We start from the raw sequence: 23,427 nt of genomic DNA on the forward strand, positions 1-23,427 counted from the left end.
CATTGCAGGGCGGCCACTACGATTGAGTGGCCTCACGAGGTGGCGCGCAGATTCGCTTAAGGCGTCGCGCTCGATATGACGGGATTGGCGGTTGGCGGCGGAACGCGCGCACCAGTTGCCGGGTCGATGACAACTGAGCGGTCTTTCTGAACCTCCAAAACCGCGAGCCCGCGCCGAGCTTTGCCGTCGGCGCCAAAGCGAACCGTGCCATCAACGCCCACAAAGCCGTTGGGTCGGGTGATGTAGGCGTCGCCGAAGCGAGCGGGCGGTGGATTTTGAGAGAGTTCAATCGTCATCCGCACCGCGTCATAAGCGAGTGTCGCCAGCCGAGGCGGCTGCTGGCCGAAGTTGGCCTGGAATTTCTGCGCGAATAATGCCCAGGATTGCGGATCCGTTGAGGCGTACCAAGCGCCCGACAGCGCGGTATCGCGGCCATTGAAGGGGATGTCCCAAGCCGACGTGCCAATCAGTTTCACCTTTTTCGTATCGAGGCCAGCATAGCCGAAGAAAGGCGCGAGTTGAGCGATCTCGTCGGGCCCGGTCGGTAGGAAGAGCGCGTCGATAGGCTTTCCTGCGGCCTCAGCCGCCTGGATCTTGGCCACCACGCGCTTGGCGCCTTCCTGCAGGCCACTGGCATCTGGTTGATAGATTTCCGCTGTCGCCAACTCTGCTCCGGCTGCCGTTAGCGCATCGCGAAACGGCTGCTCGACGGTTTGGCCGTAGGCGTTTGCGGGAATGAGGGCCGCGAACCGGCGCTTGCCGTGCTGGGTCGCGTAATCGATGACGCGGGTGACTTCATCAGCCGCGAGGAAGCTCATCAAGTAGACGCCGTTGCCAGCGATGGTGGGATCGTTGGAAAACGACACGACCGGAATGCGTGAGGGCCGCGCCACCTCCGCTGCGCCACCTGCGGCCTTCGACAGCAGCGGCCCCAGGATGACTTCCGCGCCCTCAGAGATTGCGGCGTTGGCAGCTTGGCGCGCGCCTTCGGCATTCGCGCCGTCGTCCTTCACGATGAGCTGGATCGAGGTTCCATTGGCTTCGAACATCGCCATTTCGGCGGCCTGCCTCATACCGCGGGCAATCTGCGCGGGTTCGCCGAAACCCGAAAGCGGCAGCAGAAGAGCCACGCGGGCGGGCGGCACCTTCGGCGTCAGCAACGCGCCTTGGGCGGTTTGACCGTCGATGGAAGCCGTTGCGCCCGGCGAACCGACATTGGAACCGCATCCAGCCGAGATTGCGGCTGCAAGCAGAATGGCCAGTGATGCGGCTGCTGGTTTGGCGGTCGGCATGGTGTCGGGTAGAACTCCGGATCGGATTTGCGGGCATTCTCCGTAAACGGCACGGTGCGGAGGCTGTAGGCATGTCGGATGGCACACTGTAGTAGTTTGGTGCGCTATCGACATCAAAAGGCTTAGCCAATGGCCGCGGGCGGCGTAAGGGCTCGCGAGTCACACCAGCGCGCAATACGCCGAAACGGAAGAGAAATTTGAGGAGAAACACTTGTCGCGCCCTGACGATGATTCGGACGCAGACCAAGGTATCGGTGCCAGTCGGCGGATTGTGCAACGCATCGTCGGGGAGGTCGCACGTCTCGACATGCGGGCGATGCCCGCTGGACTCTATATCGTGGCGACTCCGATCGGCAATTTGGCTGACATCACACTGCGCGCACTTCACGTGCTGAGCCACGCAGATGTGGTTTACTGCGAGGACACGCGCGGTTCTGCGCGCCTTTTGCAGCACTACGGCATACAAGCACAAACTCTACCTTTTCACGAACATAATGAGGATGCGGAACGCGCGCGCGTGATCGCGCGTCTCAAAGCCGGCGGGCGGGTTGCGCTGATCTCCGATGCGGGCACGCCATTGATCGCAGATCCCGGCTTCAAACTCGTGCGCGCGTGTGGGCAAGAGGGGTTGCCGGTATTTCCCATCCCCGGGGCGTCCGCGCTCGTTACGGCACTATGTGCGGCAGGTTTGCCAACCGATCAATTCACTTTCGCGGGGTTTCTTCCGCCGAAGCAAGCCGCGCGACGGACGCGATTGTCAGACCTAAAAAGCGTGCCAGGAACACTTGTATTTTACGAAGCGCCGCAGCGCGCGGCGCAGAGCTTGTTCGACATGGCAGAGGTACTCGGTGAGCGCCAAGCCGTCGTTGCTCGTGAGTTGACCAAGCTTCATGAAGAACTGGCGCGCGGCGCGCTGAAAGCGCTGGCGGATGACTTCACCAAGCGCGACGTAAAGGGCGAGATCGTCGTTGTAGTCGGGCCGGCGGAAGCGTTGCCCGTGGACGATGACGCGATTGCCGCCCAGCTCAAGGTCGCGCTGGCTTCGATGCGTTTGAAAGATGCGGCAGCCGCGGTCGCAGACGCGCTGGGCGTTGCGAAGTCCCGCGTCTATGCCATCGGTCTCAAGGAAAAAGATGAACACGCGGACGAGGAATGACACGGACGCCTGCAAACGCACACGCTAAAGGGAAAAACGATAAGTCGCGCGAAGGATCGCGTGTTGCGCGGCTGAAGGCGTTGGCGCGTGGAGAGGCTGCGGAAGCCGTGGCCGCTTTGAGCTTGCGCCTCAAAGGCTACCGGATCTTGGACCGGCGTTTCAAAACCAAAGTCGGCGAGGTTGATATCATTGCGCGTCGCGGCGGATGCGTTGCCTTTGTTGAGGTCAAACAACGTGCGACTCGCGCATTGTGTGAAGCTGCCGTGACGGATGAGACCCGGACGCGGGTACGCCGGGCAGCCGAGGTGTGGCTCGCCCGGCATCATCGCTTTAACGATGACGAATTGCGTTTCGACGTGATCTTCGTAATTCCGCGACGGTGGCCCGAGCACTTGATTGGGGCTTTGTAATCCGTAGGCCATCTGTTTGACGTCGTTATTCGCCAAAACGCCGGGTTCTAGGCACGATCTGACATCGTATTGTTCGCACACCTCGTTTCGATCTATAACCCGACCACCCGCAACCGCAGCGGCCTCGGTAGGGGGTGCGGCGCCCGGGATTGGCTGACAAGGAGTTTGCCTCGATGAAGATCCGCAATGTTTTGCAAGCCGCTCCGCTGCTCGTGGCAGGTGTAGCGTTCGCGTTTTCGGCCACCAGCGCTAATGCCCTGACCGCCCAGGAATGCAGCGCCAAATACAAAGCTGCCAAGAGTGCAGGCACACTCGCCGGGAAAACATGGAACCAGTTCCGGAAGGACGAATGCGGAGATGCGTCGGCGGCGGCGCCCGCGGCTGCGGCAAGTGGCGCGGTCTTCCCGAAGGCTATCTCGCCCAAGTTTGCCAAGGAGACGCCGTCAAAAGCGCGACTGCATACATGCGCCGAGCAGTACAAGGCCAACAAGGCCAGCAATGGCAACGGCGGTATGAAGTGGATCATGAAGGGCGGCGGCTACTGGAGCGCGTGCAACAAGGCGCTCAAAGGCGCCTAGTTCTCTCTAATGATATCAGATTATTATGCGCCCGGAGCTCAGAAACTCCGGGCGAAATTTCTCGGTCGGCATCTTCCGCTGCCGGGGTGAAAGCAAAAAGGCCGGAGGGACAGATTGTCCGCTCCAGCCTTCTTCCCGCTAAACCCTGTCGGACCGCAGCTTAGTAGCGGTCGTCGTCATAATAGGCGTCGTCGTGAGCACGGGCGGCTTCAGCGGCGATCGCAAGTCCGAGTACCGCGGCGAATGCGCCGATAGCGACGTTGCGGCCACGATGGCTGTGGCGATGGCGGTGGTACCCGTTGTCATAGCCCCAAGCCTGCCGGTTGCCGCCCTTCCAGTTGCCCTGGCCACCATGGCGCTGGTAGTGGCCGCGCCCGTCGCGGGCTTCGGCTGCGGTGGCCATGGGGAGGACGCTGGCGCTAGCGATGGCACCCAGAGCGACGGCATTAACAATTGATTTCAAAGACATATAGGTCTCCATTGGTCCCTTGATGGCGGCCCATTTTCCGCCGCTGCCGGACAATCCAGCCGCTGTCGAGAACCTTTGTAGCGAAGCGCCGTTGAACGCACTTTGAATGGGGCTTGCAGCATTCGTTCATGTAGGAACCTGCGCGGATCCAACCCGGTTTCGCGCGCTGAGCAGACAGAGTGATCCTTCGGGTCAATTCGCGCCAGGGACGGACCGGGGAGCAGGCGGTCCGGGCAGCCTCCCAACTTGGGGCCGCCAATGCGTCATCGCGCCCATCTTGCCGCTGGTTGATGCCACATAAGACCCATGTTAAGGACAGCCCGGCTTTCAAAAGGGGGTGGCCAGGGTCATGGCCCCTCGCACTCTCTTTTTGCCGGGCATGAATTTCTTCCCTTTAAGCGGGCGACGACTTGGGTCTTAGCGGCCCCGCCCCCAATGCGCCTTCCCAGGGCGCCGGATGAGCGCAACGTGGCAACGAACGACACAATCGTTGAAGGAATGGCGGGTCGTTACGCATCCGCACTTTTTGATCTGGCCAAAGAGGCCTCGTCGATCAAGGAGGTCGAGGCCGATCTGACGGCTTTTGGCAAGCTGCTCGACGAGAGCGATGATCTGCGCCGCATGGTGCGCTCGCCGGTGATCTCGGCTGATGATCAGGCACGTGCCATGACGGCGATTTTGGAGAAGGCTGGGATCGGTGGTCTCGCAGCCAACTTTTTTAATCTGATTACGAAGAACCATCGATTGTTTGCCGCAGCGGACATGATCAAAGGTTTCGGCGCTCTTGCGGCTCGCGACCGCGGCGAGGTGACGGCCCAGGTGACCAGCGCCGTTGCCCTCAACGATGCGCAAGTCGAGGAGCTTAAGGCGACGCTCAAGGGGTCGGTCGGCAAGGATGTTGCCCTCGACACCCATGTCGATTCGGGCCTGCTCGGCGGCATGATCGTCAAGATCGGCAGCCGCATGATCGATTCTTCGCTCAAGACCAAACTCCAAAACCTCAAGGTCAGCTTGAGCGGTCAGGGCACTTAAACGACGAATTTGAACGCCGTCCGCCAACCGGGCGGCGTTTCTGTTGGAATCTTAAATCCGGGTCCAGTGTTTTCAAACGGACCCCAAACGGAAACGACCAAGGAAGAGGTCAAAGTCACATGGACATTCGCGCCGCAGAGATCTCCTCGATCCTCAAGGATCAGATCAAGAATTTCGGCAAGGAGGCGCAGGTCTCTGAAATCGGTCAGGTGCTGTCGGTCGGAGACGGCATCGCTCGCGTCTACGGACTCGACAACGTGCAGGCCGGCGAAATGGTCGAGTTTCCCGGCGGCATCCGCGGCATGGCGCTCAACCTCGAAGCCGACAACGTCGGCGTCGTGATCTTCGGCGACGACCGCACCATCAAGGAAGGCGACACCGTCAAGCGGACCGGCGCCATCGTTGAGGTTCCGGTCGGCAAGGGTCTGCTGGGCCGCGTTGTTGACGGTCTGGGCAATCCCATCGACGGCAAGGGTCCGATCCAGTCGGACAAGAAAATGCGCGTTGACGTTAAGGCGCCCGGCATTCTGCCGCGAAAGTCGGTGCACGAGCCGATGGCGACGGGCCTCAAGGCGATCGACTCGCTCATTCCCATCGGACGCGGCCAGCGCGAACTCGTCATTGGCGACCGTCAGACCGGCAAGACCGCCGTCATCCTTGACACCTTCCTCAACCAGAAGCCGCTCAATGTCGCCGGCGCTCCGGAAGAGCAGAAGCTCTATTGCGTGTACGTCGCTATCGGCCAGAAGCGCTCGACTGTTGCCCAGTTCGTGAAAGTGCTCGAAGAGCGCGGCGCTCTGGACTACTCCATCGTCGTCGCGGCAACGGCTTCCGACCCCGCTCCCATGCAGTACCTCGCGCCGTTCACCGGCTGCACTATGGGAGAGTTCTTCCGCGACAACGGTATGCATGCCGTGATCGCCTATGACGACCTTTCCAAGCAGGCCGTTGCTTATCGTCAAATGTCGCTGCTGCTGCGCCGTCCGCCGGGCCGCGAAGCTTATCCCGGCGACGTGTTCTATCTTCACTCTCGTCTTCTGGAGCGTGCCGCGAAGCTCGGCGATGCTTCCGGCAAGGGTTCGCTCACCGCGCTGCCCGTCATCGAGACCCAGGCCAACGACGTGTCGGCCTACATTCCGACCAACGTGATTTCGATCACAGACGGCCAGATCTTCCTCGAAACGGATTTATTCTATCAGGGCATCCGTCCGGCCGTTAACGTTGGTCTGTCGGTGTCGCGCGTGGGCTCATCGGCGCAGACCAAGGCGATGAAGAAGGTCGCCGGCAAGATCAAAGGTGAACTCGCCCAGTATCGCGAGATGGCCGCCTTCGCTCAGTTCGGTTCCGATCTCGACGCCGCCACCCAGCGTTTGCTCAATCGCGGCGCTCGTCTGACGGAGCTGCTCAAGCAGCCGCAGTTTTCGCCGCTCAAGATGGAAGAGCAGGTCTGTGTGATCTGGGCCGGCACCAACGGTTATCTCGATGCACTTTCGATCGACAAGGTGAGGCCGTTCGAAGACGCCCTGCTTGCGACGCTGCGCACGCAGAACGCAGGCATCCTGGATGATATCCGCAGCTCGAAAGATCTCTCCGACGACACCGCAGGCAAGCTGAAGGCCGTCGTCGAACAGGTGCAGAAGACGTTCCTCTAAGGGTCGCCTCATAACGAGATAGGGATTTTCGCCCCATGGCGTCCTTAAAAGACATGAGAAACCGCATCGCCTCGGTTAAGGCGACGCGGAAAATCACCAAGGCGATGCAGATGGTCGCCGCTGCGAAGCTTCGCCGCGCACAGGAAGCGGCCCAGGCCGCGCGTCCCTATGCCGAGCGCATGGATGCGGTTCTCGCGAACCTCGCCTCGAAGGTGACCAACAAGGAAGGTGCCTCCCCGCTCCTCGTCGGCAACGGCCAGGATCAGGTTCACCTTTTGATTGTGATGACGGCCGAACGCGGCCTGTGCGGCGGCTTCAATTCCAACATCGCCAAGCTCGCCCGCGCCGACGCAGTGCGTCTGCTGGCGCAGGGCAAGACGGTCAAGATCATGACCGTCGGCCGTAAGGGCGCGGACAACCTACGCCGCGACCTTTCGAAGAACATCGTCGAACGCAAGGACTTCCAGGGGGTCAAGCAGCTGAACTTCGGGCACGCCGAGGGCGTGGCGAACAAGGTGCTCGACATGTTCGAGGCCGGTGAGTTCGATGTCGCGACGCTGTATTTCTCCGAGTTCAAGTCCGTGATCGCGCAGAAGCCCACGTCGCTGCAGCTCATTCCGGCCAAGATCCCGGAGACCAAAGGCGATACCGGCGGTGCGTCCGCCGTCTACGAATACGAGCCAAGCGAAGAAGAGCTGCTCGGCTACCTGCTGAAGCGCAACGTCTCGACCCAGATCTTCCGTGGTTTGCTCGAGAACGCCGCGTCCGAGCAGGGATCGAGAATGTCGGCAATGGATAACGCCACGCGCAATGCCGGCGACATGATCAATAAGTTGACGATCAAGTACAACCGTCAGCGCCAGGCTCAGATCACCAAAGAGCTCATCGAAATCATTTCGGGCGCCGAAGCGCTCTAACCCAATCGGACGTGAGGAAAACGAAGCAATGGCTAGCAATGTTGGCAAGATCCGTCAGGTCACGGGCGCCGTCGTCGACGTGCAGTTCGACGGGGAACTCCCGGCAATTCTGAACTCGCTCGAAACGCAGAACCAGGGTCAGCGGCTTGTTCTCGAAGTCGCGCAGCACCTCGGCGAAAAGACGGTTCGCACCATTGCCATGGACTCTACCGAAGGTCTCGTTCGCGGCCAGGAAGTGAAGGACACGGGTGCACCAATCTCCGTTCCGGTCGGCGACGAAACGCTCGGCCGCATCATGAACGTCATCGGCGAGCCGATCGACGAAGCGGGTCCCATCAAGACCTCGAGCACCCGCGCCATCCACCAGCAGGCTCCCTCCTTTGCCGACCAGTCGACGGAAGCGCAGATCCTTGTTACCGGCATCAAGGTGGTCGACCTGCTCGCGCCCTACGCCAAGGGCGGCAAGATCGGCCTGTTCGGCGGCGCCGGCGTCGGCAAGACCGTTCTCATCATGGAATTGATCAACAACGTCGCCAAGACGCACGGCGGCTACTCGGTGTTTGCCGGCGTCGGCGAGCGCACGCGCGAGGGCAACGACCTCTATCACGAAATGATCGAAGGCGGCGTGAACAAGAAGCCCGTCAACGGATCGACAGCCGGCTCCAAGGCCGCCCTCGTGTTCGGCCAGATGAACGAACCGCCGGGCGCCCGCGCCCGCGTAGCGCTGACCGGCCTCACGGTTGCCGAACACTTCCGCGACCAGGGCCAGGACGTGCTGTTCTTCGTCGACAACATTTTCCGCTTCACGCAGGCAGGCTCGGAAGTGTCCGCTCTGCTGGGCCGTATTCCTTCAGCCGTGGGCTACCAGCCGACGCTGGCCACCGATATGGGCGCTCTGCAGGAGCGCATCACCTCTACGCAGAAGGGCTCGATCACCTCGGTCCAGGCCATCTACGTGCCCGCCGACGACTTGACGGACCCCGCGCCTGCCACCTCTTTCGCTCACTTGGACGCAACCACGGTTCTGTCGCGCGGTATCGCTGAAAAGGGCATTTATCCGGCCGTCGATCCTCTCGACTCGACGTCGCGTATGCTCGACCCGCGCATCGTCGGCGAGGAGCACTATCAGGTTGCCCGTCAGGTGCAGTCGATCCTGCAGAAGTACAAGTCGCTGCAGGACATCATCGCCATTTTGGGCATGGACGAATTGTCAGAAGATGACAAGATGACGGTTGCCCGCGCCCGCAAGATCGAGCGCTTCATGTCGCAGCCCTTCGACGTCGCCCAAGTGTTCACGGGTTCACCGGGCGTGCAGGTGCCGCTGAAAGATACCATTAAGGCCTTCAAGGGTATCGCCGCTGGTGACTACGACCACCTGCCCGAGCCGGCCTTCTACATGGTCGGCACCATCGAAGAAGCGATCGCGAAGGCCGAGAAGCTCGCTGAAGCAGCTTAATTCAACGCGCCGGAAATATGCCGGATAGCAGGAGACGACCCATGGCCGGCACCAACTTCGGAAGCTGCTGCGAGGAGCTCAAGGAAGCTCTAGAGGGCGGCGACTTCGAGCCGCTCATCACCGTTGGACCCGATCAGGTCATCTACATGACCGTCGGGCTCGTGGACTTGGAAGAAGACGAGCCCGGCCTCGTAGATCATCCGTTATTCTTCTGCCCCTTCTGCGGCACCAAACTGCAGACGCCGGAGGAGGTTCGCGCTAGATCCGGCAGCGGAAGCGATGACGAGGATGGTGACGAAGGTAATGAAGACGAGAAGGCGAGCTGACCGACAGCTTCCGCTTCGGCGGGAGTGCTAAAGACTGCAAGGGATGTCGAGGAATGGCAGGCACTTTTAAATTCGAACTCGTTTCGCCAGAGCGCGTTCTGCTCTCGGTCGATGCCGAGCAGGTCGTGGTTCCCGGCTCCGAGGGTGACTTCGCGGTTCTTCCCGGGCATGCGCCGGTTATCGCAACGCTTCGCCCCGGCGTTCTCGACGTGGCGGCAGGCGGTGCCAAGATGCGGCTGTTCGTCAAGTCGGGCTTTGCGGACGTTAATCCTGAGCGTCTCACGGTCCTGGCCCAAAAGGCTTACAATGTTGACGAGATGACAGCAGCGATTGTCGCCGACGAGCTGAAGCTTGCAGAAGCCGAGCTCGCTGATGCGCCGTCGGATGAAGCGCGTACTGCGGCCGATACACTGATCAATGAACTACGCAAGATTTCTGCCAAGGCGGCTTAAGACCGTCGGCATGACTCTTGAGGAAACGCCGAAAGGCCGGACGCTGAGCGTCCGGCCTTTTCTCTTTGTCGAACGCATTGCATCCTATCCTAGCCGCGTCCATCAGGCTAAGGCCGGTCATGCTCCAGGTGCTCGCGCGCCATTTCAATATTGCGCAAAAGCTCCGCGTCGGCGGGTTCCGTCCCATTGGTCGGCATACCCTCGTAACCAGACGCAAGCCGACGGTCGACGTTGAAAGACCAGCGCCGCAGCGCGGCCAGCTTTTCTCCGCGCGTAAGCCCGATCTCTCTGGCAAGGTCGCCTGGAGATTTGAACTCGGTCTCAGGATCGTACAATGCGCGTTCCCGATTAATGTCGGTGAGCTTCTTGGACATCGTGCGCCTCGCAAAACAATAGAGTTTATGACGTGGCGACCGCTCGCGCGGCCAACTCGCCTTGTCGGCAGATGGCTTCAACGGTCCAAGGATGAAATAGGTTCCGCTAACGTGAACTGCAACGTTTGAATAGCAGGATAGCGCGCGTTTGCGTTGCAGCACGTACCGCTCGTCAGGAATGGAAGCCGTTGCTGACAGTAGCAAATCCATTGTTGAGCGCGTCACGTACGCCGTAGAGCGCCGATATGATGCCAAGGCTGATCAGGGCAGCGATGATAGCGTATTCAATTGCTGTGGCACCCGTCTCGTCGCGCAGAAAATGGCTGATCATGGTGCGTAACCTCCTGATGTGTGCACGAGCTTTGCAAAGCAGACTAGGTGCAGCGTGAGGTATTTCGATCTCGCGCATTTGTGGGGGCGTGAGAGGCTTGGAACCGTGGCATTGCGATCAAACTGACACTTATCCTTTGACGGATTCTAAACTTGTCGAGCTAGAAACAGTGGGGTTTCGTCAAATTCTTGCAATTGCACAGCGCAAGTCGTGAGTAAGGTTATCGAGCTGTAAAGCGTCAAAAGAAAACGAGGTGCCTAAGCACCTCGTTTAAGTTTTTTGCCACAGCGTATTTATGTATCCGCCGACCGATCTCGGCTAATTCGGCGGGTGATTGTTGTCCTCAGATCTCGCCTTTCGCCATCTGGTCGCGAATGTAGGCGGCTTGCCGCAATGCCAACGCAACGATCGTGAGCGTGGGATTTTCAGCAGCGCCGGTCGTGAACTGGCTGCCATCCGACACGAACAGATTCTTGATGTCGTGCGTCTGGCCGTTCTTATTGACCACGCCGTCCTTGGCATCCGCGCTCATACGGTTGGTTCCGAGATTGTGCGTAGACGGATAGGGTGGCGTCGGGAACGTGCGCGTGGCGCCAACGGCTTCGTACAAGGCCGCGCCTTGTTTGTAGGCGTGGTTGCGCATGTTGTCGTCGTTCTCATGGTCATCGAAGTGCACGTCGGGGATCGGCATCCCGAACTTGTCCTTCTTGTCGGCATGGACGGTCACGCGGTTGTTGGCTTGAGGCATGTCTTCGCCAACGATCCACATGCCAGCCATGTGCGAGTAGCCATCCATTGCGGCGGAGAAACCTCGGCCCCAACCGCCGGGATCGAGGAACGCTGCCATGAACGGAAGGCCGATGGAGAGCGTCTCGAACTCGTAGCCGCCGACGAAGCCGCGCTTGGGATCGAAGCGCGCTTCATCCTGGATGATGCCGGCCATCGTCGTACCGCGATACATGTGAACCGGCTTTTCGAAGATGCCGTACACAGATCCCGTGGTGTGACGCATGTAGTTGCGGCCGACCTGACCCGACGAGTTCGCCATTCCGTCCTTGAACATGTTTGAGGCGGAGTTGAGCAGCAGACGCGGGCTTTCGATCGAGTTACCGGCGACGCAGACGGCGCGGGCCTTCTGACGTTGCTCTTTGCCGTCCTTGTCGAAGTAGACGACACCGGTCACTTTGCCCTTATCGTCGTGCTCGATGCGGGTAACGTGGCACTCCGAGCGCACTTCGAGTTTGCCGGTCTTTTCACCTTTGGGAATTTCCGCGTACAGGGTGGACCACTTTGCACCGGACTTGCAGCCTTGGAAGCAGAAGCCGATTTGCTGGCATGAACCACGACCGTCACGCGGCGCGGAGTTGATGGACATGCGGCCCGTGCTGCATTCCTTGTAGCCGAGCTTGTCGGCACCAGCCTTCATGATCTTGAAGTTGTTGTTGCCTGGCAGGCCTTCGATGCCGTTGGTGCGCGTGGTGCCCATGCGGTCTTCTGCTTTGGCATACCACGGCGCCATCTCTTTTCCGTCGATGGGCCAATCGAGCAGGTTGGCGCCCGCGATGTCGCCATAAGTCGTTTTGGCTTTCCACTCGTGATCTTGGAAGCGGAGCGAGGCGCCAGCCCAGTGGATCGTCGAGCCGCCGACTGACTTCACGATCCAGGCTGGAAGACCGGCGAAGTCTTTATGAACGCGCCAGTTGCCAGATGTGGTGCGTTCATCGAGCCAGGCGAGCTGCCCGAATGACTCCCACTCGTCGTTGACAAAGTCTTCAATGGTGTAGCGCTTTCCGGCTTCGAGAATGACGGTGTCGACGCCAAGTAGCGCCAGTTCCGTGCCTACCGTTCCGCCACCGGCTCCTGAGCCAATGACTACAACCACGCTATCGTCGTCTGTTTTGTAAGGTGCCGGCATGGGCAATCCTCCGAGAAATTCGTTTTATGATTTTATGAGGGCGTGCAAGCTTCGGCTCACAGCCAGTCGATGTCGTTGAAGCCGCGCTTGATGTAGCCGCCTTTCGAGGCAGATTCGCCCTCGTAGCCGAAGATCGGCCACAGCTCTTTTTGGTTATAGAGCGAGACGACAAGGTCTCCGCGCACGGCTTGGAAGAAAGGATCGCTTTCAATGGCGCGCAGCAGAGCTACGCGTTGATGCTCCCAGCCGACATCGGCGTAGGCCACGCCATGAGCGGCTTTGGCGGATTCATCGAGTTTCGCGACGCCTTCTTCAAGCGTCGTCTTGAGCGGCGCGCCGTCTGCTGATTTGCTGTCCATGCCCTTTACGGCGACAGCGTAGTATTTGTCTGCGAGCTGATCGTGCGGGTAGATGTCGCGAGACATCTTGATGAGCGTGCGCACTGTTTCCGGCTTGAGGTTTTGCGCTTCAAGACCCCACGACTCTGTTGGACACATCACGCTCGTGGACGTTACCACCAACGCGGCAGCGCCCGTTGACGCAAGGAACGACCGCCGGTCGACCTTCGGCGTTTTGTCAATCAATCGCATTCGCTTTCCTCCTCAGGTATTGGAATGAACCGGCTACTTTTGGTGCCAGCTTCTGTTCGTTCGACGATGTTGTGTAGAGCCTCTGCCCTCCTCGTGCTTATTCGATCGTTTTGACCTACTTGGACGGCGCAAGGCTCTTCAGGTAGGCGATGATGATTTTGCGTTTCTCGGGATCGGGCTGGCTGTAGGGCATGTTGGTGCCCGGAACGAAATCGGAGGCGCCCGAAATCCATTTGTCGAGCGTCTCTTCATTCCAAACGAGCCCGCCAGCACCAGCCTTTTTCAATGCATCTGAAAATTGCGGATACTCACCGAGCGTTCCAGCGGTCCGCCCGAAGACGTTGCCAAGGTTCGGGCCTTGGCGCAGCTCGGCGCCGGGCACGACGGTGTGACAGGTTCCGCAACTTTTTATGAATTGTGCATCAGAAGGTTTGTCTTCGGCGGCTGCCGCGCACGGGCTCAAAGCCCCTGACGCAAAGCCCCATGCAAGACCACAGATCAGCGCCACAAAGTGTGCAGCACGCGTGATGAACAAGGGAACCTCCGATGCGTTCGATCTAGTCGCATACGCTAGGGGTGGTTCGTTGTCGCAGGGTAGTACTTCGATACTACAAAGATAATTCGCTCGCTAAACGATTGCGCGGGTGCGAACGCGGGAAGTCATTCCGCTGCTTCGAGAGGACCATCAAACAATCGGCGCGGCTTGTCTTCGAGCATGCTGATCGCATCGGGACGACCGCGGATTTCGGACAAGTAAGTGAGGCAAGCGCAGCGCAGCAACGACGTGAAGTTGTGGGTGTCGCCGGAGATATAAATCACCTCGTCGTGCAGTTCGGTCAGGAAGCGGCCCAGCGGCTTGTTCAGCTCAGCGGCAATCTCTTCGAGAATTTCCCAAAACGCGGCTTCGAGCTTTATGCTCGTGGCGTGACCGCCGAGACGAACCGATCGCGTCTGATAGGCAAATGCCGAAGCAGGTTGACTCGATAGGATGCGGCACATCAGGCGAACCTCCGGTAAGTTTTTCTTCACACTATACCAGCGTCCCCAGTTGGCAATCAGCTAGATGGGTGTTCGCCAAAAAACGTGAACGGCGCTCGCGGCTTGGTCAAATTTGCGTTGGGCGTGCGTGCAATGCAGCAACGAAAAAATGGCCGCTAAATGCGGCTTGCACTATTGCAACGCAGCAAGGGGTAGATTGCATGACAATTGCGGGCTGAAAAAGAAAGCGGCCGCGCGTCGATATCCGAACCCAAGGGTCCGAGGGACTGCGCGGCCGCGATGGGCTGGCCGGGTACGCAAAACAAAATCCCGGCGCCTTGAGTAGTTAAGCCCAAAATGATTGCTACATCGCAAATGCGGCAGGCCCGCGAGAAAATTTTAGTCGCTGGTGCGAAGGAGAAATTTAACGAACGGCATTGTCACCGGATGAGGCAACATGCGCACCGCAACGTACATGACTTTGTTGAACAGCCCCGGAACGATCACGCGCTTGCCGAACGCAAATCCATTGTAGCCGGCACGCGCCGCGCGCTCGGGCGACAAAGCCGGAAGCAGCAGACGATAGGGTGACTGCTCCGCACCCATGCTGGCGTGAAAGGTTGTGTTAACGGGTCCAGGCAGAAGTGCCGAAATCCGCACCCCGCATCCGGCGTATTCGGCCGCCGCTGCTTCGCTGAGTGCCTGCAGATATGACTTGCTGGCGTAGTAGGCCGATTGACCGGGGCCGGGAACTGCGCCGCCGAGAGAACCGATATTGAGGATGCCGCCGCGCCGTCTGCCAAGCATGCCGGGCAGGAAATACGCCATCAGAACCGTCGGTGCGCCGACGTTGAGGCTGACGAGGGTCTGGAGCTTGTCGGCCGAAGCCTTGTGAAACGGACCGGCAAGGCCGATTGCAGCATTGTTGACGAGCACGTCGGCATAACTGCCGGCAGCGCGCAGATGCTGCTCCAGGAGCGGCGCGGCGTGAGGTTGCGTCAGATCGATGCTGGCGGTCAGCACGGTTGCGCCCGTTACCTTGGCGCGGATCTGAGCGGCTGCCTTATCGAGTTCATCCTGCGCCCGCGCCACGAGCATAACGCTATCGCCAGCTTCGGCGAAACGCTGCGCCAAAGCCAAGCCGATGCCGCGCGAGCCGCCAGTGACGACGACCACCGGCTTCAGGTTTGCCACCGCATCGTTGGCGGCTGCCAGCATTCCCGGGTCTGCACGTTTGCGTGCGATCCAGTATCCGGCAATCTGATGGAACGGCTTCATTGATCGAACTTTTTTCCGCGATTCAAAGGCGATGTCGTTGGCCGCCCGCGCTATCTCCTGGCGGGGCCAGGGGAATTTTCCGGCGCTTGACGACTAATCCGGGCTGTGGTCACCTTAAGCCTGCTTGTAACCGGAAGCACTCCCGCCGTCCGATGGTCGCGGGACCAAAATCTGATTTGATGTTGGCCGGGCGACATCTCGTAACAACGAGATGGAGAGCAGCTATGCAGCTGAACGCCTCGCTATCGCCTTCGTGTATCGCATCCGAGCAAACCTTCGCCACCTGCAGCACGTTCCTGCGCGTTCCGCGCACGCCAACCGCGTCGGGCGCCGACGTGGCCATTATGGGCGTGCCGTTCGATCTTGCCACCTCCAACCGGCCCGGCGCGCGGCTGGGACCGGCCGCCGTGCGTGCGGCATCCGCGGGCCTTGCCGAACTGAAAGCCTATCCGGGCGGCTTCGATCCGCTGGCCTATCTCAACTGCGTGGACCTCGGCGATCTTCATTTCGACTACGGCAATCCGCACACCATCGTTGATAGGATGATCGATGGCGCCTCGCGGGTCATCGAGGCGGGCGCGTTCCTCATCGCGATCGGCGGCGACCACTTCATCAGCTATCCGCTGCTGAAGGCGCACGCGCGACGGTACGGGCCATTGGCGCTGGTGCACTTCGACGCTCACACCGATACCTGGCGCTCGACCAACGGACCCAACGAGCCCATCGAGATGAACCACGGCACGATGTTCGCGCGTGCCATCGATGACGGGCTGATTGTGCCGGAGAACTCCGTGCAGATCGGCATCCGCACGTGGGTAGACGATCCGCTCGGGATCACCATCCTCGACAACGAGCGTGTCGATCAAACACAGCCAAAGGACATTGCGGCGGCGGTGGCGTCCATCACCAACGGGCGGGCCATCTATCTGACAATCGACATCGATTGTCTTGATCCCGCCTACGCGCCCGGCACCGGCACGCCTGTCACCGGCGGGCTGACGCCGCTGCGGCTGTTGCAGATCCTGCGTCAGCTGCAAGGGCTGCCCATTGTCGGGCTCGACGTGGTGGAGGTTGCTCCGCCCTACGACGTCGGCAACGTCACCGCGCTCAACGCCGCGACGATCATCTACGAGCAGCTTGTCCGGCTGGCGCGCGAGCACGGCGCCGTCTCGCAACGTTACGCCCACCGCGCCTTCGCGGCGGCGTGAGGAGCAGGGCTGGGCTTTGGCGAAAAGAATGGTGCCGCCTGCGTGACTCGAACACGCGACCCCGTCATTACGAATGACGTGCTCTACCGGCTGAGCTAAGGCGGCATTTCCGGCGCGGCTCTGCCATGAGGGGCTGCGCGGTAGCGGGAGGGATAGCCGCTCGGAGCACCGATTGCAAGCGCTCCTGCGACGCGGGCGCAGGTTCCCGCCATGGCCCGCCGAAACCCGCGAAAGTTGGGCGTTGCAATGGGGCGCGCAGGCCACGCTCGTGAACGCGGCCTGCGTGAAACCGCCGGTTCAGTTCACCGCGCGGTAGATCCGCTTGGGGAAGCTGTCGCCGTCCGAATCGTCCTCATCGGTCGCGTCGGTGCCCGGATCGTCAGGCGCACGCGGGGCGACGAAGATCTTCGCATCCGAGACCGGTTTCGGCGTCGTCTTGGTGGTCGCCGCAACGACCTTTTCCTGTGCAGGGACAGGCTCCGCAGCTTGCGTCGAAACCGGAGCGGGTGCCGCTGCCGTGGCGTCGGCAACTGCTTCAACCACGCGCGGGCCGGTAGCCGCCTGGGTGGCAGGCTCTGCCTTCGGTTCCGCCTTGGCGGCAGGCTTGACGATGGACACTTCGCTGACCCGCTGGACCGGCGAAATGGTCTTGGCTTCGATCTGGGTGACGACAGGTTTCTCAGCCGCCGTTTCCACCGGCTTCACCGGCGCAGGTTGCGGCATGATCTTTACCGGCTCGGGGCGAACCGTGACCGCCTCGGCATCGACAACGTCTTCGCGCCGAACCGGAGCCGACTGAGCCGCTGCGGGCTGTACGGGCGCCTCGGTGGCCTTTGCCGCTGGTGTTTCGTTCACCGGCTTGGGCGCGCTGATGGCCAGCAGTTCTTCGAGCCGTTCGCCCAGGATATTGGCCGACGAGCTATCGCGGTTTTCAACCGGCACGCGCCACTGGAAAGCGTCGAGCGCGCCTGTTACGGGCGAGATCGGCTCCCAGCGGTCGGCGACGACGCCATCGGCGGTCCAGGCCGGATCGCGCGCGGCGTTGACGGCCCGGGCCAGCCACTCGCGCACGCGGCCCTTGTCGTCGCTCTCGCCGGCTTCGATGCGCGCCATGAGCGTTGCAACCCGCTGCGTGAGACGGTCGTCGAGCAAAGGCTGAAGGGCGTCGCGCGCTTCGCCAAACAGACGCGCCTCGATGGCTGTGGTGGCAATGGCGATCGGGCTTTCGATGGAATGTCCGTTGAGCGCCGCAAGCTGGCGCACGCGGTCGAGACGATCGCGCGGGCTGTCGCCGATGCGGGCATAGGCATAGGCCGTTGCCAGATCGGGATGGGGCGCGCGCGCCCAGGTCTTCTGGATGATCTTGGCGGCTTTGCCGGTCTGGCCGCGTCCGGCCAGGATGCGGGCAGCGACGGCAGCGGCCGGGACGAGGTCCGGCGCAAGGCCATGTGCTTCAAGCGCCAGCGCCAGCGCCTTGTCGGTTTCGTTCTCCTCCGCGTTCTGCGCCTGTCCTGCCAAGAGAACGGCACGTTTGCGGTCGTAGGCGGGCTTTTCGATCAGGCCATTGCGCTTGAGCAGCGAGAGCGTTTCGAGAGCCGACGCCCAATCCTTCTGCTTGCACTGAAGATCAAACAGCGCCTCCGACGACCAGCTGAGCTTCGGATTGGCGCGAACCGCACGCTCCGCAAACTGGCGGGCGGCTTCGTGCTCGCCCTCGCGCTCGGCTTCCAGGAAGAGACCGCGCAAGCCAAGCTGCTCGGTGTCGGGCGCTGCAAGCATGGAATCGAAGATGCGCCGCGCCGTCGCCCGATCGCCGGAAAGCTGGGCTGCCTGGGCGCGTAGGATCTGCGTCAAAGGCTCGTGCGGCAGGGCTTTGCGGGCTTGGAGTGCATAGTGTGTGGCCAGCGACTTGTCGCCTGCACCAACCGCGATCAGACCGCTCGACAGCGCATCGAGACCGCGCTTCTGGCGTCGGCGCAGAATCCGCTGACCGATGGCGGCCGGGCTGTGCCAGATCGTGCGCAGAACCGACCACAGGAAAATCGCAGCGGCCGTCGCAATCGCCAGCATGACGGTTGCCTGGAAGACGGTCGTTTCGACGTCGTAGCCCTGCCATTGGATATTCAAAGTGCCGGGCCGGTCTGCGAGCCAGCCCAAGCCGGTGGCGACCAGGGCGATGAAAAGGAGATAAACGACAAGACGGATCATGACGCGATACCCTTGAAACCTAAGACGCCTACTGCGTTTTCGTAGCGGGTTGCGAAGGCGCACCGCTGAGTGAGGACTTGAGCTGGTCTTCCAGTGAGGCCAACGCAGAGTCGACGGTGGCGCGCGCGCGCACCTTGTCGAGGAACGGCTGCGCCGCTTCCTTGGCCTTAGGAGACAGACTGTCGGCTTCGTTCAATACCGCCGCCAGTTGGCCTTCCTTGAGGGATTGCTCCATTCGGCCAGCCACTGCTTCGGCTGACGTGTCGGAGCTGTCGTGGTTGATCTTGCGGACGCGAACGATGGAACGCGCGCCGGAAATCAGCTTGTCCACCACAGAATCCGACTGAACCCCATCTTCCGCGTCGATCATCGCATTGGCGCTGGTGCGGAAGTCACGGTTGAGGTCGGCCATGGTCGGCACGCCCTGGTCTTTAAACTTTTCAAGCGCGGCGAGATCGAATTTTCCGGCCGCAGCCTTTTCGACTTCGGCAAGCTCGTCTTCGTAGTTCTGTCCGCGATCGAGCGTGCGCTTCAGGTTCTGCAGCTCAAGCGCAAGCACGACACGCTCTGCATTGGATCGGCGCGTCGCGTCCGCCTGCTCAACCGCTTTCAGGTTCTGCTCGATAGATGCGATTTTTGCCGTGACCGGAGACAGTGCCGACGCGACATCCGCGGGCTTCGCGGAGGTGGATCGCACGTCGTCGATCGCCGTTTTGAGATTTGCGATTTCCTGTGTCGCGCGCTTGGTGGCTTCTACAGAACGCTCCACTTCTGCCCTGATGGCGGCGACGTCTTCGTCGGTCTTCACCGATTGAGTCTTGAGATTGGCGAGATCGCGATCGACACGCTGCGTGCCGGACTTTGCGGCTTCCGCAGCTTCCGTCGCGGCAACAACGCGCGCTTCGACATCACCGGATACACTTTTGCGCAAGGCGGTGAGCTGGGTCGCCATGCTGGTTTCCAGATCCGCGACTTTGCCTGTAAGCGCTGCGATCTGCTCCACGCGACCGGCGCTGGGGTCATTGGCGCCCGCGTCCGCCATGGCCTTGAGCTTGTTTTCGACAGTCGTCAGCCGCTCGATCTGATCGGGGGCACCGGCATCGCTTGCGGACGCGGCGAGCGCCGCCTTCGTTTCGGCGACGAGGCGCGATTGCGAGTCTTTGAGCTCTGCAATCGACGCGGTCGATTTTTCCAGTGCCGCAAGGCGGGCCTGCGTATCCGCCAGCTTGGTTGCGAGATCGTCGGCCTTTTGAGCCGATTGCTCTGCCGCCTCACCGGAAGCGCTCGTGCCCGAGGGGGCAAGGCCCTGCTTTTGCAGTTCGGGCAGTCCGTATGTCCATGCTCCAAGCGCAACCGCGCCGCCAATCACGCTTGCCGCGAGATGGGAGAGGAAGCCACCGCGCTTTTGAACAACCACTGCTTCGGGACGAGCGGAGATGGTGGCCGAGGCGTTGGCCGAAGGGCGAGTATCAGCGGGCTTCTCGCCGACCTGCCTTGGAGAAGTCTTGGAGGTTTCCGATGCCGTCGTTTTTGCAGCGGCTGGCGCTGGCTCGACACCGGCGTAGGTCCGCGCAGGAGCCGGCATTGGAACGTCGGCGGGATTAATAGCAGGCGCTGCGGACGCCGCCCCTGCCGAGGCAGATTGGTCGGCGCTGCCTTTGGATTTGGCTGCGGTCTCGTCGATCCGAGAGACTTTGACCTCGGTCGCTTTGAGATCAAGCGTTGCGTGAGGGCGTTTCGACTGCCCGGAATCGTTCTTATTGTTGCTCATGGAGTGAAGACGCCTCCGTACCTGTCTTGTTCGGGCTTTTCCGGCGGGGGAGAAGCCGGTGCCGTCCGCGCCATTCTCGCGGTCGAACGGCGAAAAGCCCACTGCTTTTTACTCTTGCGCGGTTGCGGCCGCCAGCCCTTTGATCAAGGAAAGCATTTCACCCAATTGTGGTTGCGCGGCCGTTTCGACGCGAATGTGCGGTCCGAGCTGCAACTTATCGGCGACCGCAGGCGACAGGCAGATATGCAGGATTTTATCCAATTGACCCCTCACGCCGTGCTTTGTCGCCAGATTGGTCCAGATTTCAGCTGTTCTCGGCGACATTAGCGTAACGGCATCAAGCTGGCCGGTCCTCATCTTGCCCACGACCTCCGGCGGCAAAGCCGTCGCCGCAACAGATTTGTAAGCGGGAACCACCTGCACCTCTAACCCGTGTTCAGCCAGCGCTCCCTTCATGTCGAAGGCGAGATGATCGCCGGCCAGATGAACGAGGTGGCCCTTGCGCGTCTTTTGGCGTTCGGCGATCGGAGCAACGAGGTCGGCAGCGGTGCCGCGGCCCGCCGTGATGTTGGGCAACTTCAGATCGAAGGCGTGCTTGGCGGTCGCTTCGCCCACGGCATAGATTTGCAGATGACGGACGGCGGGAGTGAGGCCCGCGAGATGCAGGCTGCGCAGCGCGTTCTGGCTTGTCACTATGACGCCGGATGCACCTTCGAACACCGCCGGATCTATCGCTTCAGGAACGATTTCGATAAGCGGTGCGAGCAGTGTCTTTTGACCTTGCCGTTCGACGAGGGCTTGCATGTGCCAAGCATCGGGCAGTGGGCGAGTAATCAGGATGAGCATGGATCAGCCGTGCAGCGTTGCGATGATTGCGGGATCCGCCTGCGCGAGGATGTCCTGCGCGGCGGCGATGCCGAGTTCCGTGGCCGTCTGTGGCTGTCCGGAGCGTTGCACCCTGTAGGAAGCCTTGCCGTCAGGTGAGAGAACCTGGCCGCGGAACCAAAGCGTACCATCGCGCAGTTCGGCAAGTCCTGCGATGGGCGTACGACAAGAGCCTTCCAGTTTTCGCAGGAAGGCACGTTCTGCGGTGACGGCGTCGGCAGTTGCGGAATCGTTGAGTGGGGCGATGTAATCGGCGACCTTTAGGTCGCCTGCACGCGTTTCAATGCCGATGGCTCCTTGGGCCACGGCAGGCAGCATCTGCTCGGTGGGAATGATGGCGGTGATACGATCTTGCAGTTTGAGGCGGCGTAAACCTGCCACCGCCAGGAACGTTGCCGCCGCGATGCCGTCTTCCAGCTTCTTAAGCCGCGTCTGCACATTGCCACGAAAGCCCACGACCGTGAGATCGGGGCGCACGTTCAGCAGCTGCGCTTGGCGCCGTAAGGATGAGGATCCAACCACCGACCCTGGCGGCACCTCGTCGAGCGATTTGTACTTGAGAGACAGGAGTGCGTCGCGCACGTCTTCGCGAGGTAGGGTCGCGCCGAGCATGAGGCCGTCGGGCAGGACGGTCTGCATGTCCTTCATGGAATGAACCGCAAGATCGATTTCGTTGGCGAGCAGCGCGTCCTCGATCTCCTTGGTAAAGAGCCCCTTACCGCCGATTTCCGCGAGAGGGCGGTCCAGAACCTGGTCCCCCGTGGTCTTGATGATGCGAATGGCGATGTCGTCGGGCTTGAGACCATGGGCGGCGACGAGGCGGTCTCGCACTTCGTAGGCCTGCGCCAGCGCCAGCGGGGAGCCGCGCGTTCCTATGGTTAGCGTCGGGGATGCTTGCAAGCGTAATTCTCCAGGTGCTAAGGCCGCCGGAGCGATTGGCGGACCCCGAAATCGGCGCCTATGTATGGTCCAAGGGCGCCAGGACGTAAACCCATGTGGGACGCTCATGTGGGACGCTACAGTTGATCTTATGACAATGTTCAGGAGATGCCCCCTGTCAGCCGCACCCAAAGACGGGCTATTGGTTCTCGGGATCGAGACAAGCTGCGATGAAACGGCGGCAGCGGTCGTCGCGCGCGACAGCCAGGGCCGCGGGCGCATCTTGTCCAACATCGTCCGCTCGCAGTTCGATATGCATAAGATTTATGGGGGCGTGGTGCCGGAGATCGCCGCACGCGCCCACGGCGAGTGCCTCGACCACATCGTTGCCGCTGCAATGTCGGAAGCCGGCGTCGCATATGGCGATCTCGATGCTGTTGCTGCAGCTTCCGGCCCTGGTTTGATCGGGGGTCTCATTGTAGGGGCTGTATCGGGCAAGGCGTTGGCGCTGGCCGCCGGCAAGCCGTTTCTTGCAATCAACCATCTGGAGGCCCATGCGCTGACAGCCGGGCTCACCGACGGGATTAAGCCGCCTTACCTCATGTTACTGGTTTCGGGCGGCCATACCCAGTTACTTCTGGTGGAAAGCGTGGGCCGTTACCGCCGTCTCGGGACCACCATCGACGATGCGCTGGGCGAAGCCTTCGACAAGACCGCGAAACTTCTCGGTCTGCCGATGCCGGGTGGACCCAACGTCGAGAAGCAGGCACGAAGCGGGGATCCGAAGCGCTTCAAGCTTCCTCGTCCCATGTTGGGGCGGCCCGAGCCGCACTTCTCGTTTGCGGGGCTCAAGACGGCCGTACGTCATGCAGCCAAAGCAGCGGCACCCCTGTCCCAACAAGACGTCGCCGATCTATGTGCTTCGTTTGAAGCGGCAGTCACCGAGACGGTATGCAACCGCGTTACCGTCGCCATGGGAATGGTAGAAGACGAGTTGCGCCCTGGTCCTCAGCGTTCGCTGGTCGTGGCTGGCGGTGTTGCCGCCAATGCCGCGTTGCGTTCCGCCTTGCAGGCTCTGTGCATGACACATGGGTACGCATTGCTCGCACCGCCGTTGGGTCTTTGCACCGATAACGGAGCCATGATCGCCTGGGCCGGTGCGGAGCGGTTGTCTTTGGGTCTTGTCGATGACCTCAGCGCCGCGGTACGCCCGCGCTGGCCGCTGGATCCGACCGCACCGCCTGCGATCGGTGCTGGCGTCAAGGCCTGA

At 61.2% G+C, this 23,427-nt stretch carries 24 protein-coding genes and 1 tRNA gene; 11 read left to right on the forward strand and 14 right to left on the reverse strand.

The window, feature by feature from the left end:
- Positions 1-56: 56 nt before the first annotated feature.
- A complete protein-coding gene (locus R3D51_04870; GenBank protein ID MEZ5898811.1) occupies positions 57-1,292 on the reverse strand; it encodes a penicillin-binding protein activator in 1,236 nt (411 codons plus the stop codon).
- 211 nt (positions 1,293-1,503) lie between these two features.
- On the opposite strand from R3D51_04870, the gene rsmI reads away from it, so the two are divergent.
- The 3 genes from rsmI to R3D51_04885 all read left to right on the forward strand — a co-directional run bounded on the left by rsmI (position 1,504) and on the right by R3D51_04885 (position 3,436).
- The gene (rsmI, locus tag R3D51_04875) at positions 1,504-2,448 is read left to right on the forward strand and encodes a 16S rRNA (cytidine(1402)-2'-O)-methyltransferase (GenBank protein ID MEZ5898812.1); all 945 of its coding nucleotides are present in this window, start codon (positions 1,504-1,506) and stop codon (positions 2,446-2,448) included.
- On the forward strand, positions 2,445-2,858 hold the full coding sequence (locus R3D51_04880) for a YraN family protein (GenBank protein ID MEZ5898813.1): 414 nt from the start codon (positions 2,445-2,447) through the stop codon (positions 2,856-2,858). The genes rsmI and R3D51_04880 overlap by 4 nt, the downstream gene beginning before the upstream one ends.
- A gap of 173 nt (positions 2,859-3,031) precedes the next feature.
- On the forward strand, positions 3,032-3,436 hold the full coding sequence (locus R3D51_04885) for a hypothetical protein (protein ID MEZ5898814.1): 405 nt from the start codon (positions 3,032-3,034) through the stop codon (positions 3,434-3,436).
- A 160-nt stretch (positions 3,437-3,596) separates the two neighbouring features.
- Here the strand turns inward: R3D51_04885 and R3D51_04890 are convergent, their stop codons facing one another.
- Positions 3,597-3,905: a hypothetical protein gene (locus R3D51_04890; protein ID MEZ5898815.1), complete on the reverse strand. Its 309-nt coding sequence runs from the start codon at positions 3,903-3,905 to the stop codon at positions 3,597-3,599.
- A 468-nt stretch (positions 3,906-4,373) separates the two neighbouring features.
- Here R3D51_04890 and R3D51_04895 point away from each other — a divergent pair, with 468 nt between their 5' ends.
- The 6 genes from R3D51_04895 (at position 4,374) to R3D51_04920 (ending at position 9,740) form a co-directional block, all read left to right on the forward strand.
- The gene (locus R3D51_04895) at positions 4,374-4,937 is read left to right on the forward strand and encodes a F0F1 ATP synthase subunit delta (protein ID MEZ5898816.1); all 564 of its coding nucleotides are present in this window, start codon (positions 4,374-4,376) and stop codon (positions 4,935-4,937) included.
- Positions 4,938-5,056: 119 nt separating this feature from the next.
- Positions 5,057-6,589 (forward strand): F0F1 ATP synthase subunit alpha, encoded by a 1,533-nt coding sequence (gene atpA / locus R3D51_04900; protein MEZ5898817.1) that lies wholly within the window; start codon positions 5,057-5,059, stop codon positions 6,587-6,589.
- Between the two features lie 35 nt (positions 6,590-6,624).
- Positions 6,625-7,506 (forward strand): F0F1 ATP synthase subunit gamma, encoded by an 882-nt coding sequence (locus R3D51_04905; protein MEZ5898818.1) that lies wholly within the window; start codon positions 6,625-6,627, stop codon positions 7,504-7,506.
- Between the two features lie 28 nt (positions 7,507-7,534).
- Positions 7,535-8,962: a F0F1 ATP synthase subunit beta gene (gene atpD, locus R3D51_04910; GenBank protein ID MEZ5898819.1), complete on the forward strand. Its 1,428-nt coding sequence runs from the start codon at positions 7,535-7,537 to the stop codon at positions 8,960-8,962.
- A 41-nt stretch (positions 8,963-9,003) separates the two neighbouring features.
- Positions 9,004-9,288: a hypothetical protein gene (locus tag R3D51_04915; GenBank protein MEZ5898820.1), complete on the forward strand. Its 285-nt coding sequence runs from the start codon at positions 9,004-9,006 to the stop codon at positions 9,286-9,288.
- A gap of 53 nt (positions 9,289-9,341) precedes the next feature.
- Entirely contained in the window at positions 9,342-9,740 is a 399-nt protein-coding gene (locus R3D51_04920) for a F0F1 ATP synthase subunit epsilon (GenBank protein ID MEZ5898821.1), read from the forward strand.
- 107 nt (positions 9,741-9,847) lie between these two features.
- Here the strand turns inward: R3D51_04920 and R3D51_04925 are convergent, their stop codons facing one another.
- The 7 genes from R3D51_04925 to R3D51_04955 all read right to left on the reverse strand — a co-directional run bounded on the left by R3D51_04925 (position 9,848) and on the right by R3D51_04955 (position 15,206).
- On the reverse strand, positions 9,848-10,276 hold the full coding sequence (locus R3D51_04925) for a hypothetical protein (protein MEZ5898822.1): 429 nt from the start codon (positions 10,274-10,276) through the stop codon (positions 9,848-9,850).
- A 10-nt stretch (positions 10,277-10,286) separates the two neighbouring features.
- On the reverse strand, positions 10,287-10,445 hold the full coding sequence (locus tag R3D51_04930; protein ID MEZ5898823.1) for a Flp family type IVb pilin: 159 nt from the start codon (positions 10,443-10,445) through the stop codon (positions 10,287-10,289).
- A gap of 343 nt (positions 10,446-10,788) precedes the next feature.
- On the reverse strand, positions 10,789-12,360 hold the full coding sequence (locus R3D51_04935; protein ID MEZ5898824.1) for a GMC family oxidoreductase: 1,572 nt from the start codon (positions 12,358-12,360) through the stop codon (positions 10,789-10,791).
- 56 nt (positions 12,361-12,416) lie between these two features.
- Positions 12,417-12,950, reverse strand: a complete 534-nt coding sequence (locus R3D51_04940) for a gluconate 2-dehydrogenase subunit 3 family protein (protein ID MEZ5898825.1) — start codon at positions 12,948-12,950, stop codon at positions 12,417-12,419.
- Between the two features lie 115 nt (positions 12,951-13,065).
- Positions 13,066-13,485, reverse strand: coding sequence for a cytochrome C (locus R3D51_04945; protein ID MEZ5898826.1), 420 nt, complete (start codon positions 13,483-13,485; stop codon positions 13,066-13,068).
- Between the two features lie 125 nt (positions 13,486-13,610).
- Complete coding sequence (locus tag R3D51_04950; GenBank protein MEZ5898827.1) at positions 13,611-13,979, reverse strand: ribbon-helix-helix domain-containing protein; 369 nt, start codon at positions 13,977-13,979, stop codon at positions 13,611-13,613.
- Positions 13,980-14,327: 348 nt separating this feature from the next.
- On the reverse strand, positions 14,328-15,206 hold the full coding sequence (locus tag R3D51_04955; protein ID MEZ5898828.1) for an SDR family NAD(P)-dependent oxidoreductase: 879 nt from the start codon (positions 15,204-15,206) through the stop codon (positions 14,328-14,330).
- Between the two features lie 224 nt (positions 15,207-15,430).
- On the opposite strand from R3D51_04955, the gene speB reads away from it, so the two are divergent.
- Positions 15,431-16,414: an agmatinase gene (speB, locus tag R3D51_04960; protein MEZ5898829.1), complete on the forward strand. Its 984-nt coding sequence runs from the start codon at positions 15,431-15,433 to the stop codon at positions 16,412-16,414.
- A 29-nt stretch (positions 16,415-16,443) separates the two neighbouring features.
- Here speB and R3D51_04965 read toward each other — a convergent pair.
- The 5 genes from R3D51_04965 to hemC form a co-directional block, all read right to left on the reverse strand.
- A tRNA-Thr gene (locus R3D51_04965) sits at positions 16,444-16,519 on the reverse strand.
- 192 nt (positions 16,520-16,711) lie between these two features.
- Positions 16,712-18,622 (reverse strand): heme biosynthesis HemY N-terminal domain-containing protein, encoded by a 1,911-nt coding sequence (locus R3D51_04970; protein MEZ5898830.1) that lies wholly within the window; start codon positions 18,620-18,622, stop codon positions 16,712-16,714.
- Between the two features lie 28 nt (positions 18,623-18,650).
- On the reverse strand, positions 18,651-20,393 hold the full coding sequence (locus R3D51_04975) for a hypothetical protein (GenBank protein ID MEZ5898831.1): 1,743 nt from the start codon (positions 20,391-20,393) through the stop codon (positions 18,651-18,653).
- Between the two features lie 108 nt (positions 20,394-20,501).
- Entirely contained in the window at positions 20,502-21,197 is a 696-nt protein-coding gene (locus tag R3D51_04980) for a uroporphyrinogen-III synthase (GenBank protein ID MEZ5898832.1), read from the reverse strand.
- 45 nt (positions 21,198-21,242) lie between these two features.
- Complete coding sequence (gene hemC, locus R3D51_04985) at positions 21,243-22,178, reverse strand: hydroxymethylbilane synthase (GenBank protein ID MEZ5898833.1); 936 nt, start codon at positions 22,176-22,178, stop codon at positions 21,243-21,245.
- A gap of 136 nt (positions 22,179-22,314) precedes the next feature.
- Between hemC and tsaD the strand changes: the two genes are divergently transcribed.
- On the forward strand, positions 22,315-23,427 hold the full coding sequence (gene tsaD, locus R3D51_04990) for a tRNA (adenosine(37)-N6)-threonylcarbamoyltransferase complex transferase subunit TsaD (GenBank protein ID MEZ5898834.1): 1,113 nt from the start codon (positions 22,315-22,317) through the stop codon (positions 23,425-23,427).

Source organism: Hyphomicrobiaceae bacterium (genome assembly GCA_041397645.1).
Taxonomy (GTDB): Bacteria; Pseudomonadota; Alphaproteobacteria; order Rhizobiales; family Hyphomicrobiaceae; genus Hyphomicrobium_B.